The organism is Pseudomonas sp. NPDC090755 (assembly GCF_044769005.1).
Lineage (GTDB): Bacteria > Pseudomonadota > Gammaproteobacteria > Pseudomonadales > Pseudomonadaceae > Aquipseudomonas.
In genome coordinates this window covers 773,501-799,354 of sequence record NZ_JBIVXC010000001.1, presented here as the reverse complement: position 1 = coordinate 799,354, position 25,854 = coordinate 773,501, and the positions used below count along the sequence as shown (strand labels likewise).

At 65.2% G+C, this 25,854-nt stretch carries 26 protein-coding genes; 12 read left to right on the top strand and 14 right to left on the bottom strand.

Going from position 1 to position 25,854, the window contains the following annotated elements; genetic code table 11:
• Position 1: 1 nt before the first annotated feature.
• The gene (locus ACIQUS_RS03630; protein ID WP_403042959.1) at positions 2-895 is read right to left on the bottom strand and encodes a PA4780 family RIO1-like protein kinase; all 894 of its coding nucleotides are present in this window, start codon (positions 893-895) and stop codon (positions 2-4) included.
• A 247-nt stretch (positions 896-1,142) separates the two neighbouring features.
• Positions 1,143-1,931 carry an AraC family transcriptional regulator gene (locus ACIQUS_RS03625; RefSeq protein WP_403042957.1) on the bottom strand — a complete coding sequence of 263 codons (789 nt, stop codon included), beginning with the start codon at positions 1,929-1,931 and terminating at the stop codon, positions 1,143-1,145.
• Between the two features lie 87 nt (positions 1,932-2,018).
• Here ACIQUS_RS03625 and ACIQUS_RS03620 point away from each other — a divergent pair, with 87 nt between their 5' ends.
• Positions 2,019-3,038: a bile acid:sodium symporter family protein gene (locus ACIQUS_RS03620; protein WP_403042955.1), complete on the top strand. Its 1,020-nt coding sequence runs from the start codon at positions 2,019-2,021 to the stop codon at positions 3,036-3,038.
• On the opposite strand, the gene ACIQUS_RS03615 is transcribed toward ACIQUS_RS03620, so the two are convergent.
• Positions 3,025-4,302: an acetyl-CoA C-acetyltransferase gene (locus tag ACIQUS_RS03615; RefSeq protein WP_403042953.1), complete on the bottom strand. Its 1,278-nt coding sequence runs from the start codon at positions 4,300-4,302 to the stop codon at positions 3,025-3,027. The two genes, ACIQUS_RS03620 and ACIQUS_RS03615, sit on opposite strands and share 14 nt — an antisense overlap.
• A gap of 118 nt (positions 4,303-4,420) precedes the next feature.
• On the opposite strand from ACIQUS_RS03615, the gene ACIQUS_RS03610 reads away from it, so the two are divergent.
• The 7 genes from ACIQUS_RS03610 to ACIQUS_RS03580 all read left to right on the top strand — a co-directional run bounded on the left by ACIQUS_RS03610 (position 4,421) and on the right by ACIQUS_RS03580 (position 11,044).
• Positions 4,421-5,773: a 3-oxoacyl-ACP reductase gene (locus ACIQUS_RS03610; RefSeq protein WP_403042951.1), complete on the top strand. Its 1,353-nt coding sequence runs from the start codon at positions 4,421-4,423 to the stop codon at positions 5,771-5,773.
• 2 nt (positions 5,774-5,775) lie between these two features.
• On the top strand, positions 5,776-6,630 hold the full coding sequence (locus ACIQUS_RS03605; RefSeq protein ID WP_403042949.1) for a MaoC family dehydratase: 855 nt from the start codon (positions 5,776-5,778) through the stop codon (positions 6,628-6,630).
• 60 nt (positions 6,631-6,690) lie between these two features.
• Positions 6,691-6,996: a MazG-like family protein gene (locus ACIQUS_RS03600; RefSeq protein WP_285863606.1), complete on the top strand. Its 306-nt coding sequence runs from the start codon at positions 6,691-6,693 to the stop codon at positions 6,994-6,996.
• The gene (locus tag ACIQUS_RS03595) at positions 6,993-7,742 is read left to right on the top strand and encodes a methyltransferase domain-containing protein (protein WP_403042946.1); all 750 of its coding nucleotides are present in this window, start codon (positions 6,993-6,995) and stop codon (positions 7,740-7,742) included. The genes ACIQUS_RS03600 and ACIQUS_RS03595 overlap by 4 nt, the downstream gene beginning before the upstream one ends.
• Before the next feature lie 18 nt (positions 7,743-7,760).
• Positions 7,761-8,408 (top strand): DUF4136 domain-containing protein, encoded by a 648-nt coding sequence (locus ACIQUS_RS03590; RefSeq protein ID WP_403042943.1) that lies wholly within the window; start codon positions 7,761-7,763, stop codon positions 8,406-8,408.
• A gap of 19 nt (positions 8,409-8,427) precedes the next feature.
• On the top strand, positions 8,428-8,988 hold the full coding sequence (locus ACIQUS_RS03585) for a DUF4136 domain-containing protein (RefSeq protein WP_403042941.1): 561 nt from the start codon (positions 8,428-8,430) through the stop codon (positions 8,986-8,988).
• A gap of 103 nt (positions 8,989-9,091) precedes the next feature.
• Positions 9,092-11,044, top strand: a complete 1,953-nt coding sequence (locus tag ACIQUS_RS03580) for a pilus assembly protein TadG-related protein (RefSeq protein ID WP_403042939.1) — start codon at positions 9,092-9,094, stop codon at positions 11,042-11,044.
• On the opposite strand, the gene ACIQUS_RS03575 is transcribed toward ACIQUS_RS03580, so the two are convergent.
• Positions 11,029-13,719: an ATP-binding protein gene (locus tag ACIQUS_RS03575; RefSeq protein ID WP_403042936.1), complete on the bottom strand. Its 2,691-nt coding sequence runs from the start codon at positions 13,717-13,719 to the stop codon at positions 11,029-11,031. The two genes, ACIQUS_RS03580 and ACIQUS_RS03575, sit on opposite strands and share 16 nt — an antisense overlap.
• Complete coding sequence (locus ACIQUS_RS03570) at positions 13,716-14,159, bottom strand: TadE/TadG family type IV pilus assembly protein (RefSeq protein WP_403042933.1); 444 nt, start codon at positions 14,157-14,159, stop codon at positions 13,716-13,718. The genes ACIQUS_RS03575 and ACIQUS_RS03570 overlap by 4 nt, the downstream gene beginning before the upstream one ends.
• Before the next feature lie 74 nt (positions 14,160-14,233).
• Between ACIQUS_RS03570 and ACIQUS_RS03565 the strand changes: the two genes are divergently transcribed.
• Positions 14,234-14,704, top strand: a complete 471-nt coding sequence (locus ACIQUS_RS03565; protein ID WP_403042930.1) for a prepilin peptidase — start codon at positions 14,234-14,236, stop codon at positions 14,702-14,704.
• 135 nt (positions 14,705-14,839) lie between these two features.
• Positions 14,840-15,619 carry a response regulator transcription factor gene (locus ACIQUS_RS03560; protein ID WP_403042928.1) on the top strand — a complete coding sequence of 260 codons (780 nt, stop codon included), beginning with the start codon at positions 14,840-14,842 and terminating at the stop codon, positions 15,617-15,619.
• A gap of 25 nt (positions 15,620-15,644) precedes the next feature.
• On the opposite strand, the gene ACIQUS_RS03555 is transcribed toward ACIQUS_RS03560, so the two are convergent.
• Genes ACIQUS_RS03555 through cpaB form a run of 8 tightly spaced genes read right to left on the bottom strand, consistent with a single transcriptional unit; the run spans position 15,645 to position 23,113 of the window.
• Positions 15,645-15,908 (bottom strand): DUF3613 domain-containing protein, encoded by a 264-nt coding sequence (locus tag ACIQUS_RS03555; RefSeq protein WP_403042926.1) that lies wholly within the window; start codon positions 15,906-15,908, stop codon positions 15,645-15,647.
• A gap of 7 nt (positions 15,909-15,915) precedes the next feature.
• The gene (locus ACIQUS_RS03550) at positions 15,916-16,644 is read right to left on the bottom strand and encodes a hypothetical protein (protein ID WP_403042923.1); all 729 of its coding nucleotides are present in this window, start codon (positions 16,642-16,644) and stop codon (positions 15,916-15,918) included.
• Positions 16,645-16,658: 14 nt separating this feature from the next.
• A complete protein-coding gene (locus ACIQUS_RS03545; protein ID WP_403042921.1) occupies positions 16,659-17,546 on the bottom strand; it encodes a type II secretion system F family protein in 888 nt (295 codons plus the stop codon).
• Position 17,547: 1 nt separating this feature from the next.
• Entirely contained in the window at positions 17,548-18,429 is an 882-nt protein-coding gene (locus tag ACIQUS_RS03540) for a type II secretion system F family protein (RefSeq protein WP_403042918.1), read from the bottom strand.
• A complete protein-coding gene (locus ACIQUS_RS03535) occupies positions 18,426-19,697 on the bottom strand; it encodes a CpaF family protein (RefSeq protein WP_403042915.1) in 1,272 nt (423 codons plus the stop codon). The genes ACIQUS_RS03540 and ACIQUS_RS03535 overlap by 4 nt, the downstream gene beginning before the upstream one ends.
• Entirely contained in the window at positions 19,694-20,887 is a 1,194-nt protein-coding gene (locus ACIQUS_RS03530; protein ID WP_403042911.1) for a pilus assembly protein, read from the bottom strand. Before ACIQUS_RS03530 ends, ACIQUS_RS03535 begins: the two co-directional genes overlap by 4 nt.
• A complete protein-coding gene (locus tag ACIQUS_RS03525; RefSeq protein WP_403042908.1) occupies positions 20,884-22,164 on the bottom strand; it encodes a type II and III secretion system protein family protein in 1,281 nt (426 codons plus the stop codon). Before ACIQUS_RS03525 ends, ACIQUS_RS03530 begins: the two co-directional genes overlap by 4 nt.
• Positions 22,165-22,183: 19 nt before the next feature.
• A complete protein-coding gene (gene cpaB / locus ACIQUS_RS03520; protein ID WP_403042906.1) occupies positions 22,184-23,113 on the bottom strand; it encodes a Flp pilus assembly protein CpaB in 930 nt (309 codons plus the stop codon).
• Between the two features lie 299 nt (positions 23,114-23,412).
• Here cpaB and ACIQUS_RS03515 point away from each other — a divergent pair, with 299 nt between their 5' ends.
• Both ACIQUS_RS03515 and ACIQUS_RS03510 read left to right on the top strand, forming a co-directional pair.
• Positions 23,413-23,646 carry a Flp family type IVb pilin gene (locus tag ACIQUS_RS03515; protein WP_403042904.1) on the top strand — a complete coding sequence of 78 codons (234 nt, stop codon included), beginning with the start codon at positions 23,413-23,415 and terminating at the stop codon, positions 23,644-23,646.
• A gap of 64 nt (positions 23,647-23,710) precedes the next feature.
• A complete protein-coding gene (locus ACIQUS_RS03510; RefSeq protein WP_403042902.1) occupies positions 23,711-24,118 on the top strand; it encodes a response regulator in 408 nt (135 codons plus the stop codon).
• A 45-nt stretch (positions 24,119-24,163) separates the two neighbouring features.
• Here the strand turns inward: ACIQUS_RS03510 and ACIQUS_RS03505 are convergent, their stop codons facing one another.
• A complete protein-coding gene (locus tag ACIQUS_RS03505; protein ID WP_403042899.1) occupies positions 24,164-25,831 on the bottom strand; it encodes a ShlB/FhaC/HecB family hemolysin secretion/activation protein in 1,668 nt (555 codons plus the stop codon).
• Positions 25,832-25,854: the final 23 nt, after the last annotated feature.

Here is a 25,854-nt window from a genome sequence, read left to right as displayed (position 1 = left end):
CTTACTGCATCCACGGCGGCGCGGGCTCGTCGTCTTTCTTCGGCCCGTGCTCGGCCTCGTGGCGGGCCGCACGGCGCCTGGCCTCGTCGAAACGAGCCGCGTCGATTTCGCGCATCACCCCGGCGACATCGGCGTGGCGCAGGTCTTCCTGGAAGCGCCCGCTGAGTTCGCTTTGCGGGGTCAATTCGCCGGCCTGGTACAGGGCCCACATTTCCCGGGCATAGCGGGTCTGCTTGAGCTCCGGGGCAAAACGCCCGAAATAGGCGGCCATGTTGCCGACATCGCGCTCGAGCATGCTGAAGGCATGGTTGTTGCCCGCCGCATCCACCGCCTGGGGCAGGTCGATGATCACCGGGCCTTCCGGGCCCAGCAGCACGTTGAACTCCGACAGGTCGCCGTGTACCAGCCCGGCGCAGAGCATCAGCACGATCTGGCGGATCACGAAGGCGTGATACTCGCGTGCCTGTTCGGGTTCCAGGTGCACGTCGTTGAGCCGTGGCGCGGCATCGCCGTACTCGTCGGCCACCAGTTCCATGAGCAGCACGCCGTCGAGAAAGTCGTAGGGTCTGGGCACCCGTACGCCGGCATTGGCCAGGCGGAACAGCGCGGCCACCTCGGCGTTCTGCCAGGCATCCTCGGCTTCCTTGCGCCCGTACCGCGAGCCCTTGGCCATGGCCCGGGCCTGGCGGCTGTTACGCACCTTGCGCCCTTCCTGGTACTCGGCGGCCTGGCGGAAGCTGCGTTTGTTGGCTTCCTTGTAGACCTTGGCGCACCTGAGTTCCCGACCGCAGCGCACCACGTACACGGCGGCCTCCTTGCCACTCATCAAGGGCCGCAGTACCTCGTCGACCAGTCCATCTTCAACCAGTGGTTCAATGCGTTTTGGAGTCTTCATCGGCTTCTGTCGGGGGTCCTGTTCTGCCAGACACGTGATTTTTTTTGGTCACCGGTGCAACACCGGCTGTTCGCTGTAGCAAGACCGCACTGCGTTGTAACGGCAAACCGCCCGACTTGCCATTCTTTTTCTGCACATAAGCGACAGAGTGGTCACTGCGGGCAGTCTTTCCCAATGAATACGGGGCGTTTACCGCACTGAGACTTTATTTCCAGATCCGACGGGCGCTGGCGCCTGCGCAGCGCACCTAAAGGCGCAATTCGCCCGGGGTGAAGCCGAACAGGCCCTTGAAGGCGGCGATGTAGGCCGAGGTGGAATCATAGCCGCAGCCCAGCGCGGCCTCGGTGACACTGCGGCCGGCCTCCAGGGCGGTCAGTGACGACAGCAGGCGCATGCGCTGGCGCCAGCCACGAAAGCTCAGGCCGGTTTCGCGCTGGAACAGGCGCATCAGGGTCTTTTCCGAGGTATTGAGGCGCTGCGCCCACTGGCCGAGGGTCTGGCCCTGCTCCGGGTTGGCGAGCAGTTCGTTGCACAATCCGAGCAAGCGCGGATGCTGGGGCAACGGCAGGGAGAAGCCCACCTGCGGCAAGGCCTGCAACTGGTCGAGCAGAACCTCGACCAGCCGCGCTTCAGCGCTGTCTCCCTCGGGATAGTCCACCGGCAACAGGCAGAACTGCTTGATCAGCTCGCGGGCCAGCGGTGTCACCTCCAGCACCCTGCAGTGCCCCGGCGCCCAGTTGGCTCGTTCGCGGCGCACATACAGGCTGCGCATCTCGGCCTGCATCGAGGTCACCACCTCATGTTCGACCCCGGCGGGAATCCATACCCCCCACTGCGGGGGCGCAAAGTAACTGCCCTCGGCGGTGTACACCCCGAGCACGCCGCTGATGGCGTAGGAAAACTGCACCCAGTCGTGCTGGTGACGCGGCGTCCACGAGCCTGCGCCCAGGCTCTCGGCACGGGCATACAACGGGCGGGGCAAGCGCTCCAGCACAGGAATCGAACGGGGTGAAGGCTGTTGTCCGTTAGTCGGCATCACTTGGCCTTATATCGCAAGACGGCAATCATGGGCGCAGCGTAGCCTGCGGACTCAATGATTACAAAATGATTCGAAGGCCCGCCCATGCAAGTGCTCAAACACCTCAAACGCGTGGTAACCGACTGGTTCCTCTGCGGCATGTTCCTCGCCACCTTCCTGGCCTGGCTGTTTCCCGGCGTTGGCCGCAGTGGCGGGGCAATGCATGCCGAATACGTCATCAACATCGGTGTGTTCCTGGTGTTCTTCCTGCACGGCATCAACCTGTCCAGCGAGCAGATCCGCCACGGTCTGAAGAACGGCCGCCTGCACCTGATGGTCCAGGGCTTCACCTTCGTGGTCTTCCCGCTGCTCTGGTGGCTGGCCAACCGCGTGCTGGGCAGCCAGTTGCCGGCCTTGCTGATGCTGGGTTTCTTCTACCTGTGCGCCCTGCCCTCGACCATCTCCTCGTCCGTGGCCCTGACCGGCAGCGCAGGCGGCAATGTACCGGCGGCGATCCTCAATGCCAGCCTGTCCAGCGTGCTCGGTATCTTCATCACCCCCTGGCTGGTCAGCCTGGTGGTCGGCACCGGCAGCGCAGGCATCGACCTGGGCGCCACCCTGCTCGACCTCTGCGCCCTGCTGTTGCTGCCGCTGGTACTCGGTCAGTTGCTGCGGCCCTGGTTTGGACGCTTCTTTGCCCGGCACAAGCGCTACACCAACATCCTGGACAAGCTGGTGATCCTGTTGCTGGTCTATGCCGCGTTCTGCAACTCGATGGTCTCGGGCATGTGGCAGCAGCAAGGTAGCGCGGTACTGCTCACCGCCCTGCTGGGCTGCGCGCTGTTGCTGGCGTTGATTCTCTGGCTGACCACCCGCAGCGCGCGGCTCCTGGGCTTGAGCCCGGCCGACGAAGTGGCGGCAGTGTTCTGCGCCAGCAAGAAGTCCCTGGCGGCCGGGGCGCCGATGGCCGTGCTGATCTTCGGTGCCCATCCGGGGCTGGGCCTGATCCTGCTACCGATCATGATCTACCATCCGCTGCAATTGATCGTCTGCTCGATCATGGCCGAGCACTACGCCAATCGCCCGGCCGGGGGCGCTCAAGGCGCGGTGGTCAACGCTCGATGATCGCGGTCACGCCCTGACCGCCGGCGGCGCAGATGGAAATCAGGCCGCGGCCCTTGCCCGCCGTGGCCAGCAGCTTGGCCATATTGGCCAGGATGCGCCCACCGGTCGCCGCAAACGGGTGCCCGGCGGCCAGCGAACTGCCCTTGACGTTGAGCTTGCTGCGATCGATCGCGCCCAGGGGCGCATCCAGCCCCAACCGCTGCCGGCAGTAGTCGGGATCTTCCCAGGCCTTGAGGGTGCACAACACCTGGGCGGCGAAGGCTTCGTGAATCTCGTAGTAGTCGAAGTCCTGCAGCCTAAGGCCATTGCGTGCCAGCAAGCGCGGTACGGCATAGGCCGGCGCCATCAGCAGGCCTTCCTTGCCTTTGACGAAATCCACCGCGGCATTTTCGCCATCGACCAGATAAGCCAGCACCGGCAGGTTGTTCGCCCGGGCCCAGTCTTCGCTGCCCAGCAGCACCACCGAGGCGCCATCGGTCAGGGGTGTTGAGTTGCCTGCGGTCAGTGTGCTTTTGTCACTGCGTTCGAACACCGGCTTGAGGCTGGCGAGCTTTTCCAGGGTCAGATCGGCGCGCAGGTTGTTGTCGCGGGTCAAGCCCAGGAACGGTGTCAGCAGATCGTCATGCCAGCCTTCGGCATAGGCTGCCGCCATATGCTGGTGACTGAGCAGGGCCAGTTCATCCTGGGCCTGGCGGGGAATCTGCCAGGTCTGCGCCATCAACTCGCAATGCTGGCCCATGGAAAGGCCGGTGCGCGGCTCGCCATTGCGAGGCAGCTCCGGTTTCAGGTGCCCCGGGCGCAGCTTGAGGAAGGTCTTGAGTTTGTCGACGGTGTTCTTGCCGCGATTGGCTTGCAGCAGGATGCGGCGCAGGCCTTCGTTGACCGCGATGGGTGCATCGGAGGTGGTGTCGACGCCGCCGGCAATGCCGCTGTCGATCTGCCCCAGGGCGATCTTGTTGGCCACCTGCAGGGCTGTCTCCAGCCCCGTGCCGCAGGCCTGCTGCAAGTCATAGGCCGGGGTTTGCGCCGACAATCGTGAACCGAGCACGCACTCGCGGGTCAGGTTCATGTCGCGCGAATGCTTGAGCACCGCCCCGGCTGCCACCTCGCCCAGTTGCAGGCCGTGCAGGCCGAAGCGTTCGATCAGCCCTTCGAGGGCAGCGGTGAGCATCGCCTGGTTGCTGGCCGTGGCGTAGGCGCCGTTGGAGCGGGCGAAGGGAATCCGATTGCCGCCAATGATCGCGACCCGGCGCAGTGAGCGCATGCGTAACGTCCTCTTTTTACAAAACGGTCGGCTACAGCGTAGGTGTTTTTTCAGGGTTCGAACGACCAACGGCCAAAGATGGTCCACACTTTGAAGCTTATTTCAGGGAGAACCGCACATGAGCGACCGCTATATCGACTTCGCCAACTCCGACCTCGGTCGCCGCCTGGTCGGCGCTGTCGGCCTGCCGAGTCCAGCTCGCCTGGAGCGCTGGGAGGCCGGTCGCCTGCGGCCGGTCGAAGGCGCCCTGCTGCTGGGCGGTGGGCCGCTGGCGAACAAGATCGAAGCCTTTGCCAAGCGCCTGACCGATGATCTCTACAGCTTTGCCAGCCCCGACCTGAGCGCGACCGAATGGGTCGCAGGCCTTGGGCCCAAGCTCAAGGCGGTGGTTTTCGATGCCAGCGAACTGGACGACAGCGACAAGCTCAAGCAACTGCGCGAATTCTTCCAGCCATTGCTGCGCAGCCTCGCACCCAGCGCCCATGTGGTGATCCTCGGACGCGCCCCGGAGCAGATCGACGATCCGATGGCGCGCGTCACCCAGCGCGCCCTGGAAGGCTTCAGTCGCTCACTGGCCAAGGAGTTGCGTGCCGGTGGCACCCTGCAACTGCTGTACGTCAGTGATGCCGCCGAAGATCAGCTTGAGGGCGCACTGCGCTTTTTCCTCTCGCCCAAGAGCGCCTTTATCTCCGGCCAGGTCCTGCGCCTGGAGGCCTGCGCCAGCAACGTACAGGACTGGACCCGGCCACTGGCCGGACGCCGCGCCCTGGTTACCGGCGCCGCCCGCGGCATCGGCGCGGCCATCGCCGAAACCCTGGCCCGCGACGGTGCCGAGGTGGTGCTGCTGGATGTCCCCCAGGCCAAGGCCGACCTCGAAGCCCTGGCCGCACGCCTGGGTGCGCACAGCCTGGCCCTGGACATCTGCGCCGCCGACGCCCCGGCGCAGTTGATCGAAGGGCTGCCAGACGGTGTCGACATCGTCGTGCACAACGCCGGCATCACCCGTGACAAGACCCTGGCCAACATGACGCCGGAATACTGGGACTCGGTGCTGGCGGTCAACCTCAAGGCGCCCCAGTTGCTGACCCAGGCCCTGTTCGACAGCGGCACCCTGCACGACAATGCGCGCATCGTGCTGCTGGCCTCGATCAGCGGCATCGCCGGCAACCGCGGCCAGGCCAACTATGCGGCCAGCAAGGCCGGGTTGATCGGCCTGGCCCAGGCCTGGGCGCCGAAGCTGGCCGAGCGCGGCAGCAGTATCAACGCAGTCGCCCCCGGCTTCATCGAGACCCGCATGACCGCCGCCATCCCATTCGCCCTGCGCGAAGCGGGTCGGCGCATGAGCTCCCTGGGCCAGGGCGGCCTGCCCCAGGATGTGGCCGAGGCGGTCGCCTGGCTGGCGCAACCCGGCACCGGCGCGGTCAACGGCCAGGTGCTGCGGGTGTGTGGCCAGGCCGTGATGGGGGCTTGAACATGACGCGTCAGTGGCGAGATCTCGACAACACTGCGGCGCTGTCCGGGCTGTACCTGCGCGCCGCACGCAAACGCAAGATCAGCGGCAACACCCTGCCCGACACCGGGCTGCGCTGCTACCTGGACGTCGAGCCGAAACGGCTCGAGGCCTATCGCAAGCTGTGCCATTTCAGTGACGACGGCCGCCTGCCGCCGACCTTTCCCCATGTCATGGCCTTCGCCCTGCAACTGCAACTGCTGACCGACGCGCAGTTTCCCTTTCCACTGGTGGGGCTGGTGCACCTGCACAACAGCATCCGCGTGATCCGTCCCCTGGGTGGCATCAGTCGCCTGCGCTTCAGCGTGCATGTGGAAAACCTGCAACCTCATGAAAAAGGCGCCACCTGCGATTTGATCACCCAGGCCGAAGACGGCCTGGGGCCGCTCTGGTTCGAGACCAGCCGCATGCTCTGCCGTGGCCTTAAGCTTGAGGGCGAGCCGCCTGCCAGCGTCGAGCCGGATGCGCTGCCCCTGAGCGAACTGACCCGCTGGTACGCCGACAGCGACATCGGACGGCGCTATGCGAAAATCTGCGGCGACTACAACCCGATCCACCTGAGCGCCAGCAGTGCCAAGCTGTTTGGCTTCCCCACCGCCATCGCCCATGGCATGTGGAGCAAGGCCATGGCCCTGGCGGCGTTGCGCGGGCACCTGCCGGCCAGCGGCTACGAGATCGCGGTGGACTTTCTCAAGCCCGTGCGCCTGCCCAGCGAGGTGATCCTCGACGCCAGCCCCACGGCCGCCAGTGGTCAATTGCAGCTGCAGGGCCATGGCGACCTGCAACACATGCGCGGGGCCTGGCGGATGCTGGACTGAAGTGCAGGCTTGCGTTGCGCGGGCGGGCGCCTGAAGCTATGCAGCTTGAGGAGAGCCTTGATGAACCTGCACGAACTGACCCAACGCCTGCACCGGATCCGCGACACCAACGACTGGCGCGGCTTTCACAGCCCGAAGAACCTGGCCATGGCCGCCAGCGTGGAAATGGCCGAGCTGGTGGAAATCTTCCAGTGGTTGAGCGAGGACCAGTCGCGCCAGCTGTCGCCCGAGCAACTGGAGCATGCCGGCCAGGAGGTCGGCGATGTAGTGCTGTACCTGTTGCTGCTGTGCAGCGAACTGGGCCTGGACATGGAACAGGTGGTGCGCAGCAAACTGGCCGACAGCGAAAGGCGCTTCGCCCGATGAACGACCGTCATTTCGATGCCCTGGCGACCCGGTTTGCCGAGAAGATCTACGGCGGCGCCAAAGGCGCCATCCGCCTCGCAGTGCTTCAGGCGGACCTCGCCGAAGCCCTGCCCGACCGGCCCCTGCGCGTGCTGGACATCGGCGCGGGCCTGGGCCACATGTCCCTGTGGCTGGCCCAGCGCGGTCACCAGCTGACCCTGGCCGAACCCGCCGAACCCATGCTCGACGGTGCCCGCGCGCGCTTTGCCGAAGCCGGCCAGCACGCCACCTTCATCCAGGCCCCCTGGCAGGACCTGCTGGGCCAATTGACCGAGCCCTACGACCTGGTGCTGTGCCACGCCGTGCTGGAATGGCTGGCCGAACCGGAAACTATCCTGCCGGTGCTGCACCAGCTGACCCGTAGCGACGGCCTGCTGTCACTGGCGTTCTACAACCGTGACGCTCTGGTCTATCGCAACCTGCTCAAGGGCCATTTCCGCAAACTTCGGCGCAACGACATGGCCGGTGAAAAGCAGAGCCTGACCCCTCAAAAACCACTTGATCCGCGCACGCTCAAGGCGCAACTTGAAAGCCTGTGGCAGGTCGAAACAGAGAGTGGTGTGCGGGTGTTCCACGACTACATGCCCAGCGAATTCCAGAGCAAGGCCGAGTTGCTCGACCTGCTGGAAATGGAGCTGGCTCATCGGCGTCATCCGGCGTTTGCCGGGCTGGGGCGCTACCTGCACTGGATCTGTCGGCCGCGCTGACATCTGCCGGAGGGTGACATGCCGTACCGTTTGACCCTGGGCGCACTGTGCCTGGCCCTGGCCGGCTGCCAGAGCCCCAACCCGTATGTCGCCAGCGCCCGCCCCATGCCACCGCCCCCACCCCAGGCCGCCAGCACCTTCGATGCCAGCGCCTACCCGGCCGCGCCGCGCGATTTCGGGCGTTATCGCAGCTGGGCCTGGCGCGACGGGCAGTTGCCGGCCGGCACCGTCCTGGCCGATCCTGCCCAACTGGCCGAGGCGGTCAGCAGTGCCCTGGACCAGCGTGGCCTGCGCCCGGCACGCAATGGCCAGGGCGATCTGCTGGTGAGCGCCAACCTGCGTATGGAACGCCGCCTGCGCCAGGTGCGGGAAGACTACTACCCCTACAGCGCCTATCCATACGGTGCCTACCCATACGCCGGCTATGGCGGGTACGGCAGCTACGGCCGTTACGGCAATGGCTACGGGGTCTACGGCAGCGTGCCGCTGGTACGCACCTATGAAGTCGAGGTGATGGTGGTCGACCTTGACCTGTATGACGCCAACGATGGCCAGGTGGTCTGGAGCACCAGCGCCGAGACTGCCAGCCAGGGCTCGCGCAGCGAACGCGACGATGCCTTGCGCCAATCCCTGAACAAGGCCCTCGACGGCTATCCTCCCAGTTAAAGGCAATTGGAGATCCATCATGTTGCGCCGTTTCGCTTTACTCTCATCAATGGTGCTGCTTGGCGCTTGCTCGAGCGGCAATGTGTCCCAGGACTTCGATGCCAGCCGCGACTTTGCCGCCTACCGCAGTTGGGTCTGGCAGGAGCCGGCGCTGCAATACCGCCCCGACGATCCACGGATCAAGAGCGACCTGACCGAACAGCGCATCCGCCAGGCCGTAGCCGGCCAGCTCGACCAGCGTGGCCTGCGCCCCGCCCAGGGCAGCAGCCAGGGTGACTTGAAGGTGCAGACCTACCTGATCGTCGAGAACCGCCAGCAACAGATCACCACCAACTACGGCGGCGCCTGGGGCGGCTACTGGGGTAACTACTGGGGGGGGCCGATGTACAACGAGACCCGCAGCGTCGACTACAAGGTCGCCACCATCCAGGTCGACATGTTCGACAGCCACGACGGCAAGCTGGTGTGGCGCGGCAGTGCCGAGCAGATCATGAACAACTACCCGCCAAGCCCCGAGGAGCGCAACAGCGCCATCCAGAACACCGTGGCCAAGGTCCTGGCCAACTACCCGCCGCGCTGAGTCGGCACTGGTCGGTCGCCATGCAGGCGACTGGCCATCATCCTGACTACACTGCAGAGCACAACTGCTGCCCCGCGCGGCCTCGGCCGGCAAAGGAGTGCGTGTGTCCCCTCGTTTTCCCGCACGGCAACGCGGCGCCATCGGCCTGGTCGCGGCCCTGACCCTGGGCATGGGACTGCTGTTCGTGTTGATGGTGGTCGACAGCAGCCGGCTGTTCCTGGAACAGCGCAAACTCCAGCGGATTGCCGACATGGCGGCGCTGGAAGCCGCCGGGCAGCTCGCCGTGTGCAGCGGTACAGGGCCCCAGGCCGCCGCCCTGGCCCGGGCCAGCGCTATGCGCAATGGTTTCGAACTTGCCAATGGACAAGCCCTGGACACTACCTGCGGCAGCCTGCAGACCGGCGCCAACAGCCTGCGCAGCTACAGCGTCGATGCCACGCGCCACGAAGCCATCCGGGTGGTCGCCAGCACGAGCGTGGCGACCAGCGTGGCCGCCGGCGTACTGGCCCTGGCACGCGGCAACCCTGTGCCCGACTTCACGCGTCTGAGCGCCAGCGCCGTGGCCGCCACGCCCAAGCCCCCCCAGGCGATGCTACGCATCCGCAGCACCGCCGCCACCCTGGACTCGCGGCAATCACCGTTTTTCAACACCCTGGTCGACCCGCTCGGTGGCCATGTCCAGCTGGACCTGCTGGGCTGGCAAGGGCTGGCCAATACCCGGATCGACCTGCTCAGCTACCTTGACCAGCTGGCGATCGATATAGGCGTCAGCGCGGGCAATTATCAGCAGTTGCTCAATGCCGGAGCCACCGCGACCCAACTGGTCCAGGCCGCCGTCAAGGTCCTGCAGCGAGGCGGCGCCACAGCCGAAGTGGTGACCAATCTGGGCAAGGTTGCCGCCAACACCGACAATTCCCGCCCGCTCCAGCTGGGCAGCATTCTCAACCTGCAAAGTGGCACCACCCAGGCCGGGCTCGATGCCGGCCTGCAGGTACTGGACCTGGTGCAGAGCGTGATCCTGCTGTCCACCAAGGAGAACGCCGCAATCGTGGAAATGCCGATCAGCCTGTTGGGGCTGGTCAACGGCAAGGTGCGCCTGAAAGTGATCGAGCCCCAGCAGCTATCGGCCATCGGCAATCCGCAAACCGACACCATCCGCGTGCAAACGGCCCAGGTACGGGCGTTGATCTCACTGGATCTGCCGGTGCTGACCACGGTGGCCGGGCTGGTCAATGCCGTGCTCGATCTTGCCTCGCCCCTGACCAATGTCCTCAACAACCTGCTCAGCCTGAACGTGGTGGGCACCCTGCAATCGTTGACCTGTGCCCTGGGCATTCCTTGCAAGGTCACCGACATCCGCCTGCTGCCGGGCACGGTCAGCGTGGATGTCGGCATCAACGTGGCCAGAGCGAGCAGTGAAGTCAGCGACTACAGCTGCACCCCCGAGAAAACCCTGACGGCCCGCACCCAGAGCGCAGCCGTGGATGTCGCCATCGGCCAGTTCAAGCACCCGGAGGATTTCTTCAGCAAGGGCATTGGCGAGGTCACGCCGTTGCCACTGATCGACATCGGCACCAACGTCTGCAGCCGTGTGCTGTTCCTGCCGCCCCTCTGCGGCACCCGGGTGGCGTTCGCCGGTGGCGGCATCGGGGTGAAAGTCAATGCACCGCTGGTGGGCAGCAACTCGACCGACCCGGCCAGTGACCTGCGCTTCGCACCGCCAGGCCACACGCCACCTGACATCGGGCAGCCACCGGCGTACTTGAGCACGTCGGCCAGCAACATCATCGCCAGCCTCAACGGCACCATCGACGGCATCGAGATTCAAGCCTACAAGCCCGTCAGCGGCAACGTCCTCGGCGCCGTGGTGACCCAGGTCGCCGGGTTGCTGAATGACGTTGCAGCTATTCTCAAACCGCTGATCAAGGGCCTGCTCAGCCCGCTGGTCGACCCGCTGGTCAACGTCCTGCTCAAGACCCTGGGCATCGACCTGCTCAACGTCGAGGTCGGTGCCAACCTGACCTGCTCCAGCAGCCGCGCTCAGTTGGTGCAGTAGGTCGGCAGCTCGATGCAGAAGCGCGCGCCCTCGGCGGCGTTTTCGACACTCAGGCAACCGCCCATGGCGTCGATGATGCCGTAGCTCACCGAGAGTCCCAGCCCGGTGCCGACGCCCACCGGCTTGGTGGTGAAGAACGGCTCGAAGATGCGTTCCAGCAAGCGCGGCTCGATCCCGCCGCCATTGTCCTCGACCAGCAGGCGCACCTGGCGCTCGCTGGTTTCCATTCGCAGGGCGATCCAGGGTTGCAGTTGGCGATCCTGCTCCCGGCGTGCCAGCAAGGCATCGCGGGCATTGACCACCAGGTTGATCAGCACCTGCTCAAGCTGGTCCTGGTGGCCACTGACCGTCGGCCCCTGCGCCGGGGGCTCGACTCGCAGTTCGACGCCCTTGCCGCGCAAGCCCTCGGCCAGCAGCGACAGGGCGCCCTCGACCGCCTGCCAGGGGACGAAGGGATGCTGCTCGACCTCCGAGCGCCGGCCAAACACCCGCATATGATCGACCACGCGGGAGGCGCGCAATACCTGGGCGTCGATGCGCTTGAGCTTGTCTTGCAGGTAGTCCACCTGCACCTCCCCGTTCTCCAGGCGCTTGAGCGCGTTGACCACGGCCATGCGCATGACGTTCAGCGGCTGGTTGATCTCATGGGCGAGCCCGGTGGCCATCTCGCCGAGGGTGGCCATCTTCGCGCTTTGCAACAACTGCTGGCGGGTACGCCGGACCTGGGTGTTGTCGCGACCCACCGCCTGGATTTCCAGCAAGCGGCCATCGGCGTCGAACAGGCCGCGATCGGACCACACCCACCAGGCGTGCTCGCGCCCGGGCAGTTCCAGGCAGATTTCCGCAGTGCTCACCGGCTGCTCCGGGGTCAACCCGGCCAGCCGCTCGAGGAAGGCTTCGCGCTGGCTCTCGGACATCCACTGCCCCAGGTCGATGCCCGCCAATTGCACTGCCGTGCACTCCAGGTAATCGGCCAGGGGCTGGTTGCCGAATACCAGGGTCAGGTCGGGGGTGTAACGACAGATCATCGCCGGCGAATCCTCCACCAGCACCCGATAGCGCTCCTCGCTTTTGCGCACCCGTTCGGCGGCCTCGGTGGCCTCGCTGACATCCAGCCAGATCCCCACCACCTCCACCGGCAACCCCAGGTCGTCGCGCAACAGGCGTGCCTCGTCGAGCACCCAGTGATACCCGCCCTGGCGATCCCGCAGCCGGTAGCGACTGCGTACCTGGCCTTCACGCAACAGGGTGCGGGTACGCGCCAGCCACAGGGCCTGGTCCTCGGGGTGGACCCATTGACCAGGCTGCGCGTCACCCGAAGGCTCCCAGCCGAGCATCGGTTGCAGGCTGGCACTGAAGAATTCGGGCTGTAGCGCTCCGTCGAGGTAGCGCTGGATATAGATCACCGCCGGCGAGCTGGCGATCAGGTTTTCCAGGCGAGCCTGGGCCGCCCCCGCCTGCAGCTGCTGGGCCTTGATGTCGCTGATGTCGAGCATGAAGCCTTGCAGCCGGCGCTGCTGCCCGCTGCCGCGCACTTGCCCGCACAGGCGATACCAGCGTGGATTGGCCTCGAAGTGGTTATCGAGCAGACGCACGCTCAGGTGCAAGGCGCAGCCGTCGCGCTGCAACTCACCCAGGGCCAGTTGCGCTGCCTCCCGGTCAGCCGGGTGCACACGACTCAACCACTGGCTGATGGTCAACTGCGCCGGCATGCCCAGGCTCGCGGCTAGCCCCGGGTCCATGCGCAGGCTCTGTTCGCTCAGGCGCCACTGCCACCAGCCGGCGCCCAGTTGCAGTTGCAGGCTGTCCAGGCGATCGTTCTGTTGTTGCAGTTCGAAGGCCGCCAGGCGGCCGATCAGTGGCTCGACGTAAGCGGCCAACACTTGCAGCGCATCCTGGGGGGCAAGTGCTTCAGCGGGGTCGATGACGATCAGCCAGGCTTGTACCACCTGGCCCTGGGCATACGGCAGCAGGTAGGTCGGGCCATGGGCAAACAGCTGCTGCAGCCCTGGATGAGCTGTGCTGCACAGGACCTGGCCGGGAGCCTGCTGGTCCAGCAACGGCCCCAGTGCCGCGTCGTCCGGCCAGGGCAGCGAGTCATTGTCACTGGCGTAGGTTTGCCAGCCTTCCCTGCCCTGCAACAACAACCGCGCAGCGCTGGCTCGCCAGTGACGGACCATCCACTGCAACTGCTCCTGCGCCACCAGTCCCAGGCGTTCGATGCTGCAATCGCGCAAGGCACTTGCCAGGTGGCAGCTCAAGTGGCGCTGGCGTTCGGCGTTCAACGATTGCTGGCGCTGCTGCAACAGGTCGCCAATGTCGAACAACTGCAGCAGCCAACTGCCGGACTGGGGCTGAAGCCAGCCACGCGTGTACAGGGTGCCACCGCCGGCGGCCTTGAAATCCAGGTCCAGGGGTTGGGCCTGCCAATCCATCGGCTCGCCTTCGAGCGCCAGCAGGCTGTAGGGTTGCACATAGTCCTGCAGCCGGGCATCGGCCTGCTCCGGCAACGCCAGCGCCGCGCGCAAGGGACCGGCCAGGCGCAGCACCCGGGCATTGTCGTCGAGCCACAGTTGCAAGCCCACCAACGCAATGCCTGGCGTCGGCTCGACAGGCTGCTCAGGAGGCGCCGAGCGCCCGCGCCAGCGCTCGAACAGGCCTGGTCCGGCACTCACAGCTGCAGACTCGCGCTGGCCTTGAGGCTTGCGGGCAAGCGTGGCACCTCACCGATCACCGGCAGGTCGATCACCGGCAACACCGAGGTCAGCTTGGCTTTGGAGTAGTCGATGTTCACCGTCAGCAGGTTGCCGGGCGTGAGGGTGATGCTGGCGTCGCTGGCGAGCTGGAAGTTCAGGGAGCCGGGCATCCACGCCAGCTGCTCGCCCAGTACTTTCCTGGCCATCTGGTCGATGTCATGGCGGTAGCTGGCGCTGGCCGGGTCCAGGGCCACACAGCGGCGCACCGCCTCGCTGCTGGCCTGGTTGAACGATTGCAGCATGAGCATCGGCAGACCGTAACTGACCACCCCGTAGAACACTGCGAAAAAGATCACGAATACCGCAACGAACTCCAGCGCGGCTGCGCCTTTTTGCCGTTTGACCAAGCTTGCTTTCATGATCGCGTCTACCCTGACAGTGACACCTGACAGACAGCATAGAATCATTCACCACAAAGGGATGCCTTTCGCCAATGCAAAGCATGGTCCTTCTGTTGTGGCTTGCCTTGTGCGCCGAACAAGATATACGTGAACGCCAGATCGCCAACACCCTGACCCTCGGTGCGGCAACCTGTGCGCTGGTCTACCTGTTCATGACCGGGCACACCTGGATCGGTGCCGATGCCAGCGAGGGCGGCTGGGCACTGGCCATCGTCATGCTCCTGACCCTGCCCGGCTACATGCTGGGACGCTTCGGTGCCGGCGACGTGAAACTGCTTGGCGCCCTGGCCCTGGCCACCGACCGCATGTACGTGCTGGGCACCTTCATCGGTGCCGGCATCGCGGTGCTGATCTGGATCTCCTGCCGGCGCCGGTTGTGGACGCTGCTGAGCCAGAAGGTCAGGAACCGCCTCAAGCAGCTCACCGATGAGTCATCGAACAAACAGCCCTTTGCCCCGTTCATACTGGCCGGCTTCCTGCTGGCCGCGGTGTGGATCCACTAATCGGTCAGATACCTGGTGCGCCTGGGTGGCCTTGTACAGAGTCGCGATGTGCGACTACTTTCAAGAGTGTCTGCGGCCTGCGACAAGGGCCACCCAGGCTCCGGGAGAGAGGGGCGCACCAGCAGGGAGTAGCGCGTGAACAAATCCTTCAGCGAGGTAAAGGTGCTGGTGGTCGATGACCAGCCAGTGATCGTCGAAGAAGTCTGTGAATTTCTCCAGGGCAGCGGCTATCGCTGCGTACCGTGCCAGTCCGCCACCCAGGCCATCGAATGCTTTGCGGCGGACCCGGCCATTGGCGTGGTGCTGTGCGACCTGCACATGCCGCAGTGCGATGGCCTGGAGCTGTTCAAGTCGCTGAAAGTGGTCGCCGGCACCCAGCGCATTTTCGAAGCCATCATGCTCACCGGCCGCGCCGACAAGCAGGATGTGATCAAGGCCCTGCGTGCAGGCTTTGCCGATTACTACCAGAAACCCGTCGACCTCAACGAACTGCTCGAAGGCGTGCAACGCCAGGAAGCCGCCGTGCTGGAACAGCAGAAAAGCCAGCAATACCTGGGTAACCTCAACCAGAAGCTCCAGGACCTGGCCGACTCTATCGACGACCTCTACCAGGACCTGGACAAGGCCCGCGGCCTGGGCACCCACCGGCGGGCCACGGACGTCGAGGATGCGGACAACGAGAGCATCCCGTCCCTATTCGACAAGCTGTCGCCGCGCCAGCTGGAGGTGGCGCGCCTGGTCAGCAAGGGCAAGACCAACTACCAGATCGCCTGCGAGCTGGGCATCACCGAAAACACGGTCAAACTCTACGTGTCCCAGGTGCTGCGCCTGACCCACATGCACAACCGCACTCAACTGGCCCTGGCCCTGGCACCGGGCAGCTCGCCCCTGCACCTGCGGCAAACGGCGCACTAGCGGCGCCGTATCTGCCGACCCACCGCTATTTGTCGGACGAGTTGACCTGCTCCCAGCGGTAGAAGTCCGGGATCTCGTACTTGTAGCTGTCCAGCCAGCGCTGCATGCTCTGCTCGCGCTCCTTGGGCGTGGCGGTCTGCGGGATCTTCGACGCCTCCAGGTTGCGCGCCTGCAGTTGCAGCCAGGCTTCGGTAGCCTGTTGCGCCTTCGACGACGGCCCCGCCTCGATGGCCGGGGATGCCAAGGGTAGTGCACTCAAGGCAAGCAGTAACAGGCTGGCTGGCTTCATGTTGACCTCAGGGTTGCCCGAAGGAAGGAGTCGGTTCCTGAACCGCTGCGACCTGGTCGGCACGGCTCGGCGCGGACTTGCCAGGCGTCTTCAGCTGTTCGGCGCGGCGCTTGGCGTCGTTGAACTGGGTCGGGCTCAGGTTCAGGCGCGAAACGAGATCGGCCGCCTGCTCCCATTTGTCCTGGTACAGCATCAGGCTGACCAGATTGACCGCCGCCAGGGTATTGTTCTGTTTGAGCTCGATCGCGGTCAGGAACTCGAAACGCGCCTGCTCGACATTACCGAGGTTCAGGTAGACCACCCCCAGGTCGTTGCGCACTTTCTCGTCAGTCGGCGTCAAGCGAACCGCGCGCAACAGGTGACGCTGGGCCTGGAGATTGTCACCACGGGCGGCAAACAACTGGCCCAGGCCATGCTCGCCTTCGGCGGCCAGGCAGCCACCGAGCAGGCTGCGGTACAAGGGTTCGGCCTCGCTGCGCCCCAGCAGGCGCAATACCTTGGCCTTGCGCAGGCGCACCTGGGCCATGTCGGCCGGCAAGACCTCCAGGTGCGCCAGGGCGGCGTGGGGGCGCCCCTCGCCGAGCATCTCGTCGGCCATGCTCAAGGCCAGCTCCTGGCTGGAATCGGGTTTGGCACAGCTGGCGTTGCCACCGGGCAGCGCCAGCCAGGGCGCTGTGCCATCGCTGGCACAACCGCCCAGCAACACCAGGCTCATGACCACCATGACTGCTTTCATCCGTACCACTCCCTTCATGAGCCCAGGGCCTTGGCCAATGCCGTGAAGCCGGGGCCGGCCAGCACGATCAGCAAGGCGGGAAACAGAAACACCATCATCACCATCGACATCTTCCCCGACATCTTCGACACCCGTTCCTGCATCCGTGTCAGACGCCGGTCATCCAGCAACTGCTTGAGCGCCAGCAATGACTTCATCGCCCCGCCGCCCTGGGTAAGCAGTTGCTGGAGGATCGTGCAGGTGTCGCTGAACTCGTCCACGGCCAGCAACTGCGCAGTCTTCTCAAGCTCCGGCGCCAGGGCAAGGCCCGAGTCGACCCGTTGCAGGATCAGGCGCAACTCTTCGCTGAGCACCGGCAGCAGTTGCCGCGACTCCTGGCTCAGCACCCGCAGGCCCTGCTCCACCGCCAGGCCCGATTCGAAGAGGATGCGCAGCAAGGGGATGAAGGTCGAGACTTCGCGAGCGATCTGTTGCTGACGACGGGCAGCGGCAAGGGCCAGCAAGCGCTTGGGCAGCAGGTAGCCGATACCCAGGGCGCACAGCGGCACCACCAGCCAGGCGTTCTGGCTGTCGGCATAGACGGTTTGCTCCAGCACCAGGCCAAAGCCCAGGGCCAGCAACGGCACCCCGACCTGGCAGGCGGCGAACAACGCCCGCTGGCGACTGCGCCGCCAACCCAGCCGATCGAGCAACTGCCGGGTTTCACTGTCCAGGTTCAGCGAGCGTTGGGCCAGGCGACTGCTGCCCACCTGCTGCACCCAGTTGCCCAGGCGATCATCCCGGCCCAGCTGCCCTTGCAGACGCTGGGCCACCAGGCGCTCCCGACGGCGCTGGCGCAGCAATTGACCGAGCAACAGCACGAAGGCGGCAAAGAACAACACAGCGCTGAGCATCAAGGCCATTTCACAGACTCCGCAACATGCGCCACAGCGCCAGGCAACCGACCACCTGCAATCCGAAGGCGGCCAGCAGGAGGAACTGGCCATTGCCGTCCTGCCACATGGTCAGCAGGTACTTGGGGTTGCTGCTCAGGAAGTAGCCGGCCATGCCTACCGGCAGCAGGCCCAGGACCAGGGCCGTCATGCGTGTTTCACCGGTCATGGCGCGCAACTGGCGGGCGCCCTGTTCGCGCTCGCGAATCAGCTTGATCAGGTTGTCCAGCAATTCGCTGGCGTTGCCGCCGTAGCGCTGGTTGATCCGCAGGCCCAGGGCGAACATCCGCAGCTCGTCCTGGTCGTACAACTCGGCCAGGTCGTGCATGGCATCGTCCAGATCGACGCCCATCTGCACGTTGCGCCGCACCCGCAGCATGGCGCCATGCAAGGGCTCCCGGCAGACGTCGATGGCGCCCAGTACCGCATCGCTCAGGGTGCGACCGGCCTTGAGGCTGCGCATGGCATGGTCGAGCAGCACCGGCAACTGCTCGATCATGCGTTGCAGGCGGCGCTGGTAGCGCCACCCCAGGTACAGGCGAAACAGCAAGGGACCGGCGAGCCAGCATCCCAGCCCGGGCAGCCAGCCGGCCGCAAGCCCGACCACCAGCGCCAACAGGCTCCAGATCACACCACCTGACAGCAGGCGATCATTGCGCCGCTCAAGGCCTGCGCGTTGCAGCAGGCGGTCAAGCCAGTCGCGACGGTTCGGGGATGCGCTCGAGGCATCTTGCACCTGGCCGAGACGCTGCAGGATGCGCTCGTTTCCCGACTTGCGCAGGCCGCTGTAGAACAGCCGCGCCGACACTGCCAACAGTGCCAGGCAGGTCAGCCCCAGCAGCACCGGCATCATGGCCGCGGCTCCGACGAGTCGCGGCGCAGCTTGTCCCCCGCCGGGTTCGGTGACTCGTGGTAAAAGCCGTCGCCCGAACGTCGATCGAGGCGGAACAAGGTGTTGGTGACATACACATCGTCACGCACCCCGACCACTTCCAGCACTTCACTGACACAGCGGCGACCATCAGCCAGGCGGGTCAGTTGGATCACCACATCGAGGGCGGCGCAGATCATCTGCCGCAAGGTCTTCTCGGCGACCTGGCGGCCGGTCAGGCCGACCAGGGTCTCCAGGCGCAGCAGGGCATCCTGGGCGGTGTTGGCGTGCACGGTGCTCATGGAACCGTCGTGCCCGGTGTTCATGGCCGTGAGCACATCGAGCACTTCCACGCCGCGGATCTCGCCGAGCAGGATACGGTCCGGGCGCATGCGCAAGGCGTTGCGGATCAGCTCGCTGGCCTTGATCTCGCCATGGCCCTCGGCATTGGGCGGTCGGGTTTCCAGGCGCACCACGTGGGGGTGGTCCAGGTGCAGTTCGGCAACATCCTCGATGGTCACCAGGCGCTCATGGGGCGCGATCAACTGGCTGAGGATGTTCAGCAAGGTGGTCTTGCCGGTACCGGTGCCGCCACTGACCAAAATGTTGCAGCGCCTGGCCACGGCCAGTTGCAGGAAGTCGAGGATGTCGTGGTCGATGGTGCGGGTGGCCAGCAGGTCGGCGCTCTTGAGCATGTCCTTGCGAAACTTGCGGATCGACAGGCAGGGGCCATCCAGCGCCACCGGCGGGATGATCGCATTTACCCGGCTGCCATCGGGCATACGCGCATCGACCATGGGCGATGACTCGTCCAGGCGCCGCCCCAGGGGCGCGAGGATGCGCTGCATGACCCGCTCCACATGGTGCGCATCGATAAAGCGCAGGTCGGTCTGTTGCAACAACCCGGCCCGTTCGACGAACACCCGGTGCGGCCCGTTGACCAGGATCTCGGTGACGCTGCTGTCGCGCAGCAGGACCTCAAGCGGGCCGAAGCCGGTCAGTTCGTCGACGATTTCTTCGGCCAGGCGCTCCATCTCGTAGCGCGACAAGGCCAGGTGCAGGCGGGCGATATAGTCGCCCACCTGCTCCACCACGAACTGCGCCAGCGCCGGGCGCGACCCCTCCAGCAGGTTGCGCCCGCTGTCCTCGATGGCATCGATGATGTGCCGGTGCAACGCGCGCTTGAGCCCTTGGGGGTCGTTACCCAGGTTGTGTCGCGGGCCGCCGAACAGCTCGTCGGCGCTGTTCATTTGTGCCCCCAGAGACGGTGCAGCCAGGTGCCGCCGTCAGTCTTGTGGTGCTCCGAGCGCCGGGCCAGGGTCTCGCCCAGGGTCTTGAGGTGATGGGTGAGGTTATCCCGCGGGGCCAGTTCGAACAGGGACAGGCCCTGGTTCTTGGCGTTCAGGCGTACCTCCGGGCTGTAGGGCAGCACCACCAGCAACGGCAGGCCGTAACGTTTGCTCAAGGCGTCGGCGTCCGGCGCCACGCCTTTGAGGTACCGATCGACCAGCAGGCTGGCGTGCTCCAGTTTCATGCCCTTCTCCCGCCACTGGGTCAGCACCTCCAGGTTGCGCCGGCAGTCCAGGACATTCTGGTCGGTGTACCAGATCAGCTTGTCGCAATGACTGACAAAGGTGCGCAAGGCTTCGCTGTCGGCCTGCCCGGTGAGGTTCACGACGATGTGCTGGAAGTGCTGGCGCAAGGCGCTGAGCAGCATGTACAGCTCGGCGGCGCTGGTACGCTCGAGCGCTTCGTCAGCGGCAGCATAGGCCAGCAGGCGCAGGCCCGAGCTTTCACGGGTGAAGGCACTGTCGATCAGGGTGTTGTCCAGACGGCGCAGGTGACGCAGGGCATCGCCGAAATGAAAGGACGCCTCCAGGCCCAGCAGCGCCAGGCTGTCGCCACGGGGCAGGCCCAGATCGAGCAGCAAGGTTTGCTGGCCACTGGTCTGTACCACCCGTGCCAGGTGGGTGGTGAGCAAGGCCCCATCGGCCGCGCACTGAGCGCCGTACAACACGGTCAAGCCACCGAGGTTGGGGTTGCTGGTAACCGGCGGCAGGCGCTTGCTCAGGCGCCGTACCAGGCCCGCCACTTCACTGGAGCGCGAACCGTAGGCGACGAAGTCACGAGCACCGGCGCGCATGGCACTGAGCACCAATTGGTTGTCCATGCCGTCGCCCAGGGCGACGATGGCCAGCATCGGCTTGGCCTCCAGCACCCCTTCGATCAGCGCACACTGGTTGACCAGGTGGTCGCGGTCCAGGCCGACGAACACCAGGCTGGCGAAGGTGACGTCGACCAGCGCCAGCAACTCGTCGAGGCTGGCGCCGGTGCCGGCACCGACCACCTGCCCCAAGGGCGCCAGGGCACCCTGCAACCATTGCAGGTCGGCGTCGTTGCGGGTGATGGCAAGAAACGTCTGGCTCAGGTTTTCGCTCATTGAGATAACCCGCTGCGACCTTCGAAGTCGCCGTTTTCCAGGAAGAACAACCGTCCCCAGCTCGGGTCGTAGGTACGCAGCCCCTCACCCGGCAAGGACGGCAGTTGGGCATTGGCCGCCAGGGGCTGGACCAGATGCGGCGTGACGATCATCAACAGCTCGGTTTCATCGCGCTGCAACGCCGACTGACGAAACAGCGCACCGAGGATCGGGATGTTGCCCAGCCCCGGGAACTTGTCCACCGCCGAGCGCGTGGTGCTGCTGATAAGGCCGCTGATCACGAAGCTCTCGCCATCGGCCAGGGAAATGCTGGTGTCGGTGCGGCGCACCGTGAGCCCCGGCACCAGGGTGCCGGCGATGTTCACCGCGTTGGTGTAGTCAAGCTCACTGACTTCCGGGGCCACCTTGAGGGTGATGCGATCACGGCTGACCACGGTCGGCGACAGCGCCAAGCGGATGCCGAACTCCTTGTATTCGATCGACACGCTGTCGCTGCCGCTGCTGGGCACCGGGATGGGAATCTCGCCACCGGCGAGGAAGCTGGCGGTCAGGCCGCTGAGCACCACCAGGCTGGGACGCGCCAGGGTGTAGGCAAAGCCGCTGTTTTCCAGGGCATTGATGGCCGCAAGAAAACGACTGCTGCCGCCGCCCCAGACGATGTTGAACACCCCGTTGTCCAACGGAACGCCAGGCCTGACATCGACATACTGACCCGGCGCGGTGCTGACGCCGGGCACGTGGTCGGGCCTGACCACCGTGCCTGGCACCGTCCCTGGCGAACTGAACAGGGCATTGTTCGAACCTTTGAAGAACAGTCGCGCACCGGCTTCCTTGAACTTGGTGCGGTTGACCTCGACGAAGCGGATATCGGCCTGTACCTGGCTGGGCAGCGTCGGGTCCTGGGAAGGCGGTACGGCGGTCTCGGCCATGTCGGCGGTGGCCACGCCCTTGACGAACAGCATGGCCTGGCGCGGCGTCTTGGCGCAGGCGGTCCAGAGCATCAGGCTGGTGGCGCCGGGGCTGAGCGCCGTAAGCAACACGGCATCGTCACCGCTGGCATCCACATCGGCGATTTTTACATCGCCCACCGCCACCCGGGTGATGGCCACCGGCGCGCGTAATTCCTGCTGCAGCCCCTGGTCGATTTCTATCACGCTGGGCAACTGCGCCAGGGCGGCGCACCCGGCACCGGCCGCCTGCGCAGCGGGCACAACAGTGCCCGTCCACAGCAACACGCACAGCAAAGACTGGTTTACCCGCACGGAACGACTGCTCATTTAAGGGCATCCTGCTTGGTCAGGGAGTAGGCTGGCTGGACTGATTACCACGGATGATCTGCATGCCACGCGGCGCAGCGACACTGGCGACGGGTTTGGCCACAGGTGTCTGGGCCAGTTGGCTGAAGCGATAGAGTTCCCGGTTGGCCCAATCCACCTCCTTTGCACTGCCTTGCGGGTCGGCCCAGTAGCGGGCCAGGCGTTGTTCTTCGGCGCTGCGCACGGCCAGGCGCAGGCTGCCGGCCTGGGCGGCGAGCAACAGGCGGCTGGCCAGGGCCTCGGGGACCGCCAGCACCACGGTACGCGCAGGTGTGCGCTGTTGTTCCTGGCGGGCTTTTTCGTCCAGCGGTGGTTCCGCCGGTTGGCCATCGTTGGCCAGGCCCAATTGCTTGCCGACGCTGAGCAGACGCAGGGCCGGCAGCACGACCTGGGCCGAGGCCTGGGGATTGCTGTTCTCTTCGCGCAGGTAGAGCATCACGTCGACATAGTCGCCCGGGCTCAACTGCCCGGCGGCGCCGATCACATCGTCAATGGCCAGCGCCAGGGCACGCTCGTGGGGTCGAATCATGCGCGCCAGCGGACCGCCGGCCTCGAAGCTGCCCTGGTCAAGCCAGGTGCCGGTGGCCAGGGTTCGCCAGCTACTGCGACCGAGTACCTGCTCGATTGTCTGGAAACTGCCGGCGGGTGCCACCTGCAGGCGCTCCACCAGCAGGTCGTCGGCGGTCAACGGGGTGTAGGGGGCAACATCGCGACGCAGCACCACCACGGGTTGGCGTGTTTCATCGCTGGCCTTGTCGACGACCTGCTGCACGACCGGGGCCTGCGGCGCAGCGACCGGAGCGGCAACAGGTTCGGTGGGCGGACGGCTCAGCACCAGTCCCCAGTAACCGGCCAGCAAGGCGCCGACCAGGAAAAAACCCGCAAGGATGATGGTAATGCGACTGCTCACGCCGGTTCTCCTACTACTACTGCGCTGTACGTCCTTCGCACCCAAAGGTAAACCGACTATTTCGCTATTTGACACTAGCGCAGCGAAGCCAAAATGCCATTACCCGTCAGAATATTTTCCGTCGCAAATCTGGCACCCCGGCAAAACAACGCCTTACTGGCGTCAACCGGGCGTTATAACTTTAGGATTAATGCTTTCTTACATTTGCCGGTTTTGTCGGGCTTGGCGATGCTGTGGTGGCAAAGGGGAATCATCGAATAAGCCCCGCCATCCGCGCCTTGCGCGCCAGGAGACATGCCATGCGTCTTTCCCGAATCCTCAAGAGCTGCAAAGAATTCTTCTACCGCAAGGACGGGGCCTCCGGCATCGAGTACGCCATTGCGGCGGCGATGGTGGCGGCGGTGCTGACGACCTTCATTACGCCGATTTCCAGTGGCGTTACCTCGGTCTTCACCAAAGTCCAGAGCTCCATGGAGAAAGCCGGCGCTACGGGCGGTACCGGTGGCACAGGGGGCACCGGTGGCGGTTCATAAGGTCGCGCGTTTCGGGCTCGCTGGACGCTCCAACCTGACTTTCGCAACGTAACAGGACTACACCATGCCGACCTCTTCCCTACGTCAACAAATTCTCCTGGTGGATGATGAAGAGGACGCCTTGCTGGAACTTGCCGAACTGCTGGAGGGCGAGGGTTTCTGCTGCCACACGGCCACCTCGGTAAAACTCGCCCTGCAACAACTCACCCGCCACCCGGACGTGGCCCTGGTGATCACTGACCTGCGCATGCCGGAGGAAAGCGGTATTTCACTGATCAAGCGCCTGCGCGAGCACACCGCCCGCCAGCACTTGCCGGTGATCGTCACCTCCGGGCATGCCGACATGGATGACTTCAGCGACCTGCTGCGCCTGCAGGTGCTGGACCTGTTCCGCAAGCCGATCTATCACACCCGCCTGCTCGAAACCCTGGACAACCTGTTTCCCAAACCGCGCCTGCACCTGGTGAACTGAGTAGCCGCTGCCGCCAGGCTGTGATCGACGGCCTGTCGGCAGCGGCTACGGCTGGAATCTGAGCGTCAGGGTGAAGCGCGGCTGGCGGTCGAGGCTGTCCAGGGCGATGTCGGACATCGGTCGGGCGGCTTCCAGTGACAGGCTGTAGTGACGGTCATCGCCCAAGCGCACGCCCAATGCCGCCGAGGACAGGCGTGAATCGCGTATTTCCAGCTCGTTGAACCAGCTGCGCGCCGCATCCACCACGCCATAGGGCTGCACCAGCTTCAGCCAGTCGCCAGCGGGTCTGAAGCTGTAATTGAGCTCATAGGCCACGCCCCAGCCCTTGTCGCCAGCGGCCTGGTCACTGGGGTAGCCGCGACCGAAGGCCTGTCCACCGAACACCGCCCGTTCACTGTCCGGCAGGCTGTCATTGCTCCAGGTCAGGGTCGCCGAGGCTACCCCCTGCCAATTGTCAAAGAAGCGGTCGCCCTGCACCCCGGACACCCGCAAGCGCAGGAAATCCAGATCGATGTCGCCATCGGTTCTCGCCCCAAGATAATCCACCCCCTGGTAGGCCCCGACACTGAGTATGCGCAGCTGCCTGGCGTCTGCTGTGCGCCAGTCGCTTTCGAACGCCAGGGCGCGCGAGTCGGTGTGGCTGCTGATGCGCATGGGAACCTCGACGCCCCGGTAATCGGTGTCGTCGCTCACCGCGTAAACGCGCGCGGCTACACTGAGCCATTCGTTGGGCGAAGCCGTCAACACCTGGCCCAGGCCGGCCGAGTAGCGGTCGCTTTCACGGCGCTGGCGCAGGTCGATGCCATTGTTCAGACGGACCTCGGCGTCGGGGTCGCTGCGATAGCGTGATGCCGACAGCGTCAGCTGGCTGCCGTTGTTGTCCAGGTACTGGGCGTAGTCCAGGCGGTAGTAGTGCTCATGATCATCGCCAGGCGGCACCAGCGCGGTAAAGCTGACCTGTTCGGCCAGCGAGGTCTGGGCATTGCTGCTCACCGCCAGCAGTGCTTCAAGGTCGTCGCGGCTGCCGTCCGCCAGGCTCAGGGCGGTGCTGAAGGGCTTGCGCGATGCCTGGACGTCCAGCCGGGCCGCACCCTCGTGGATGCCAGGCGACTGCACTCGAGCCTCGAGCGTGACACCCGGCACCTGGCTCATCAGCGAGGTGTAGCGCTCCAGGGTTTTGCGGGTCAACGGGCGCTCGCCCTTGAGCCGGGTCGTCAGTTGCTCCAGATACGCCGACGCCGGGCCGATCTCCCCCTGCACCTGGAAGTCACGGATATAGCCTTCGACCAACACCACCTGCACGCGGCCATCGGCAAAGTCCTGCGACGGCAGGTAGGCGTAGGAAAGCAGGTAGCCGTCCTGTTGATAACGCCGGGTCAGGCGACGGGTCGCCTCGTCCAGTTCGGCCAGGGTGACGTCGCGGTTGACCAGGTCCTGGTAGTTGTCACGCAGGTCACTCAAGGGGTAGACCGTACCGCCTTCGAAACGCACCTTGCGCAAGTGCACCCGGGTAGTCATCGGCAGGTATTGCGGCGGCGCTGCCGGTGTCGTTACGTACAGCGCGGGCGTGACAGGACGATAGGCATCGATCGGCAGGTTCGCTGCCGGCAGGCTGCGTTCGACGTCATTGCTGTTGAGATAGACCGGCAGGGGTTCGGCGTTCAGCACACTGGCCCAGAAAACCCCCAAGATCGCGACGGCCAATGGACGCATAGGTCGCTCCATGATCCTGAAGA

Bases quoted from the DNA above. Each gene is read 5' to 3' on its own strand.
- ACIQUS_RS03630 (WP_403042959.1), bottom strand. From the start codon at position 895: ATGAAGACTCCAAAACGCATTGAACCACTGGTTGAAGATGGACTGGTC.
- ACIQUS_RS03625 (WP_403042957.1), bottom strand. From the start codon at position 1,931: ATGCCGACTAACGGACAACAGCCTTCACCCCGTTCGATTCCTGTGCTG.
- ACIQUS_RS03620 (WP_403042955.1), top strand. From the start codon at position 2,019: ATGCAAGTGCTCAAACACCTCAAACGCGTGGTAACCGACTGGTTCCTC.
- ACIQUS_RS03615 (WP_403042953.1), bottom strand. From the start codon at position 4,302: ATGCGCTCACTGCGCCGGGTCGCGATCATTGGCGGCAATCGGATTCCC.
- ACIQUS_RS03610 (WP_403042951.1), top strand. From the start codon at position 4,421: ATGAGCGACCGCTATATCGACTTCGCCAACTCCGACCTCGGTCGCCGC.
- ACIQUS_RS03605 (WP_403042949.1), top strand. From the start codon at position 5,776: ATGACGCGTCAGTGGCGAGATCTCGACAACACTGCGGCGCTGTCCGGG.
- ACIQUS_RS03600 (WP_285863606.1), top strand. From the start codon at position 6,691: ATGAACCTGCACGAACTGACCCAACGCCTGCACCGGATCCGCGACACC.
- ACIQUS_RS03595 (WP_403042946.1), top strand. From the start codon at position 6,993: ATGAACGACCGTCATTTCGATGCCCTGGCGACCCGGTTTGCCGAGAAG.
- ACIQUS_RS03590 (WP_403042943.1), top strand. From the start codon at position 7,761: ATGCCGTACCGTTTGACCCTGGGCGCACTGTGCCTGGCCCTGGCCGGC.
- ACIQUS_RS03585 (WP_403042941.1), top strand. From the start codon at position 8,428: ATGTTGCGCCGTTTCGCTTTACTCTCATCAATGGTGCTGCTTGGCGCT.
- ACIQUS_RS03570 (WP_403042933.1), bottom strand. From the start codon at position 14,159: ATGAAAGCAAGCTTGGTCAAACGGCAAAAAGGCGCAGCCGCGCTGGAG.
- ACIQUS_RS03565 (WP_403042930.1), top strand. From the start codon at position 14,234: ATGCAAAGCATGGTCCTTCTGTTGTGGCTTGCCTTGTGCGCCGAACAA.
- ACIQUS_RS03555 (WP_403042926.1), bottom strand. From the start codon at position 15,908: ATGAAGCCAGCCAGCCTGTTACTGCTTGCCTTGAGTGCACTACCCTTG.
- ACIQUS_RS03550 (WP_403042923.1), bottom strand. From the start codon at position 16,644: ATGAAAGCAGTCATGGTGGTCATGAGCCTGGTGTTGCTGGGCGGTTGT.
- ACIQUS_RS03545 (WP_403042921.1), bottom strand. From the start codon at position 17,546: ATGGCCTTGATGCTCAGCGCTGTGTTGTTCTTTGCCGCCTTCGTGCTG.
- ACIQUS_RS03540 (WP_403042918.1), bottom strand. From the start codon at position 18,429: ATGATGCCGGTGCTGCTGGGGCTGACCTGCCTGGCACTGTTGGCAGTG.
- ACIQUS_RS03535 (WP_403042915.1), bottom strand. From the start codon at position 19,697: ATGAACAGCGCCGACGAGCTGTTCGGCGGCCCGCGACACAACCTGGGT.
- ACIQUS_RS03530 (WP_403042911.1), bottom strand. From the start codon at position 20,887: ATGAGCGAAAACCTGAGCCAGACGTTTCTTGCCATCACCCGCAACGAC.
- ACIQUS_RS03525 (WP_403042908.1), bottom strand. From the start codon at position 22,164: ATGAGCAGTCGTTCCGTGCGGGTAAACCAGTCTTTGCTGTGCGTGTTG.
- ACIQUS_RS03515 (WP_403042904.1), top strand. From the start codon at position 23,413: ATGCGTCTTTCCCGAATCCTCAAGAGCTGCAAAGAATTCTTCTACCGC.
- ACIQUS_RS03510 (WP_403042902.1), top strand. From the start codon at position 23,711: ATGCCGACCTCTTCCCTACGTCAACAAATTCTCCTGGTGGATGATGAA.
- ACIQUS_RS03505 (WP_403042899.1), bottom strand. From the start codon at position 25,831: ATGCGTCCATTGGCCGTCGCGATCTTGGGGGTTTTCTGGGCCAGTGTG.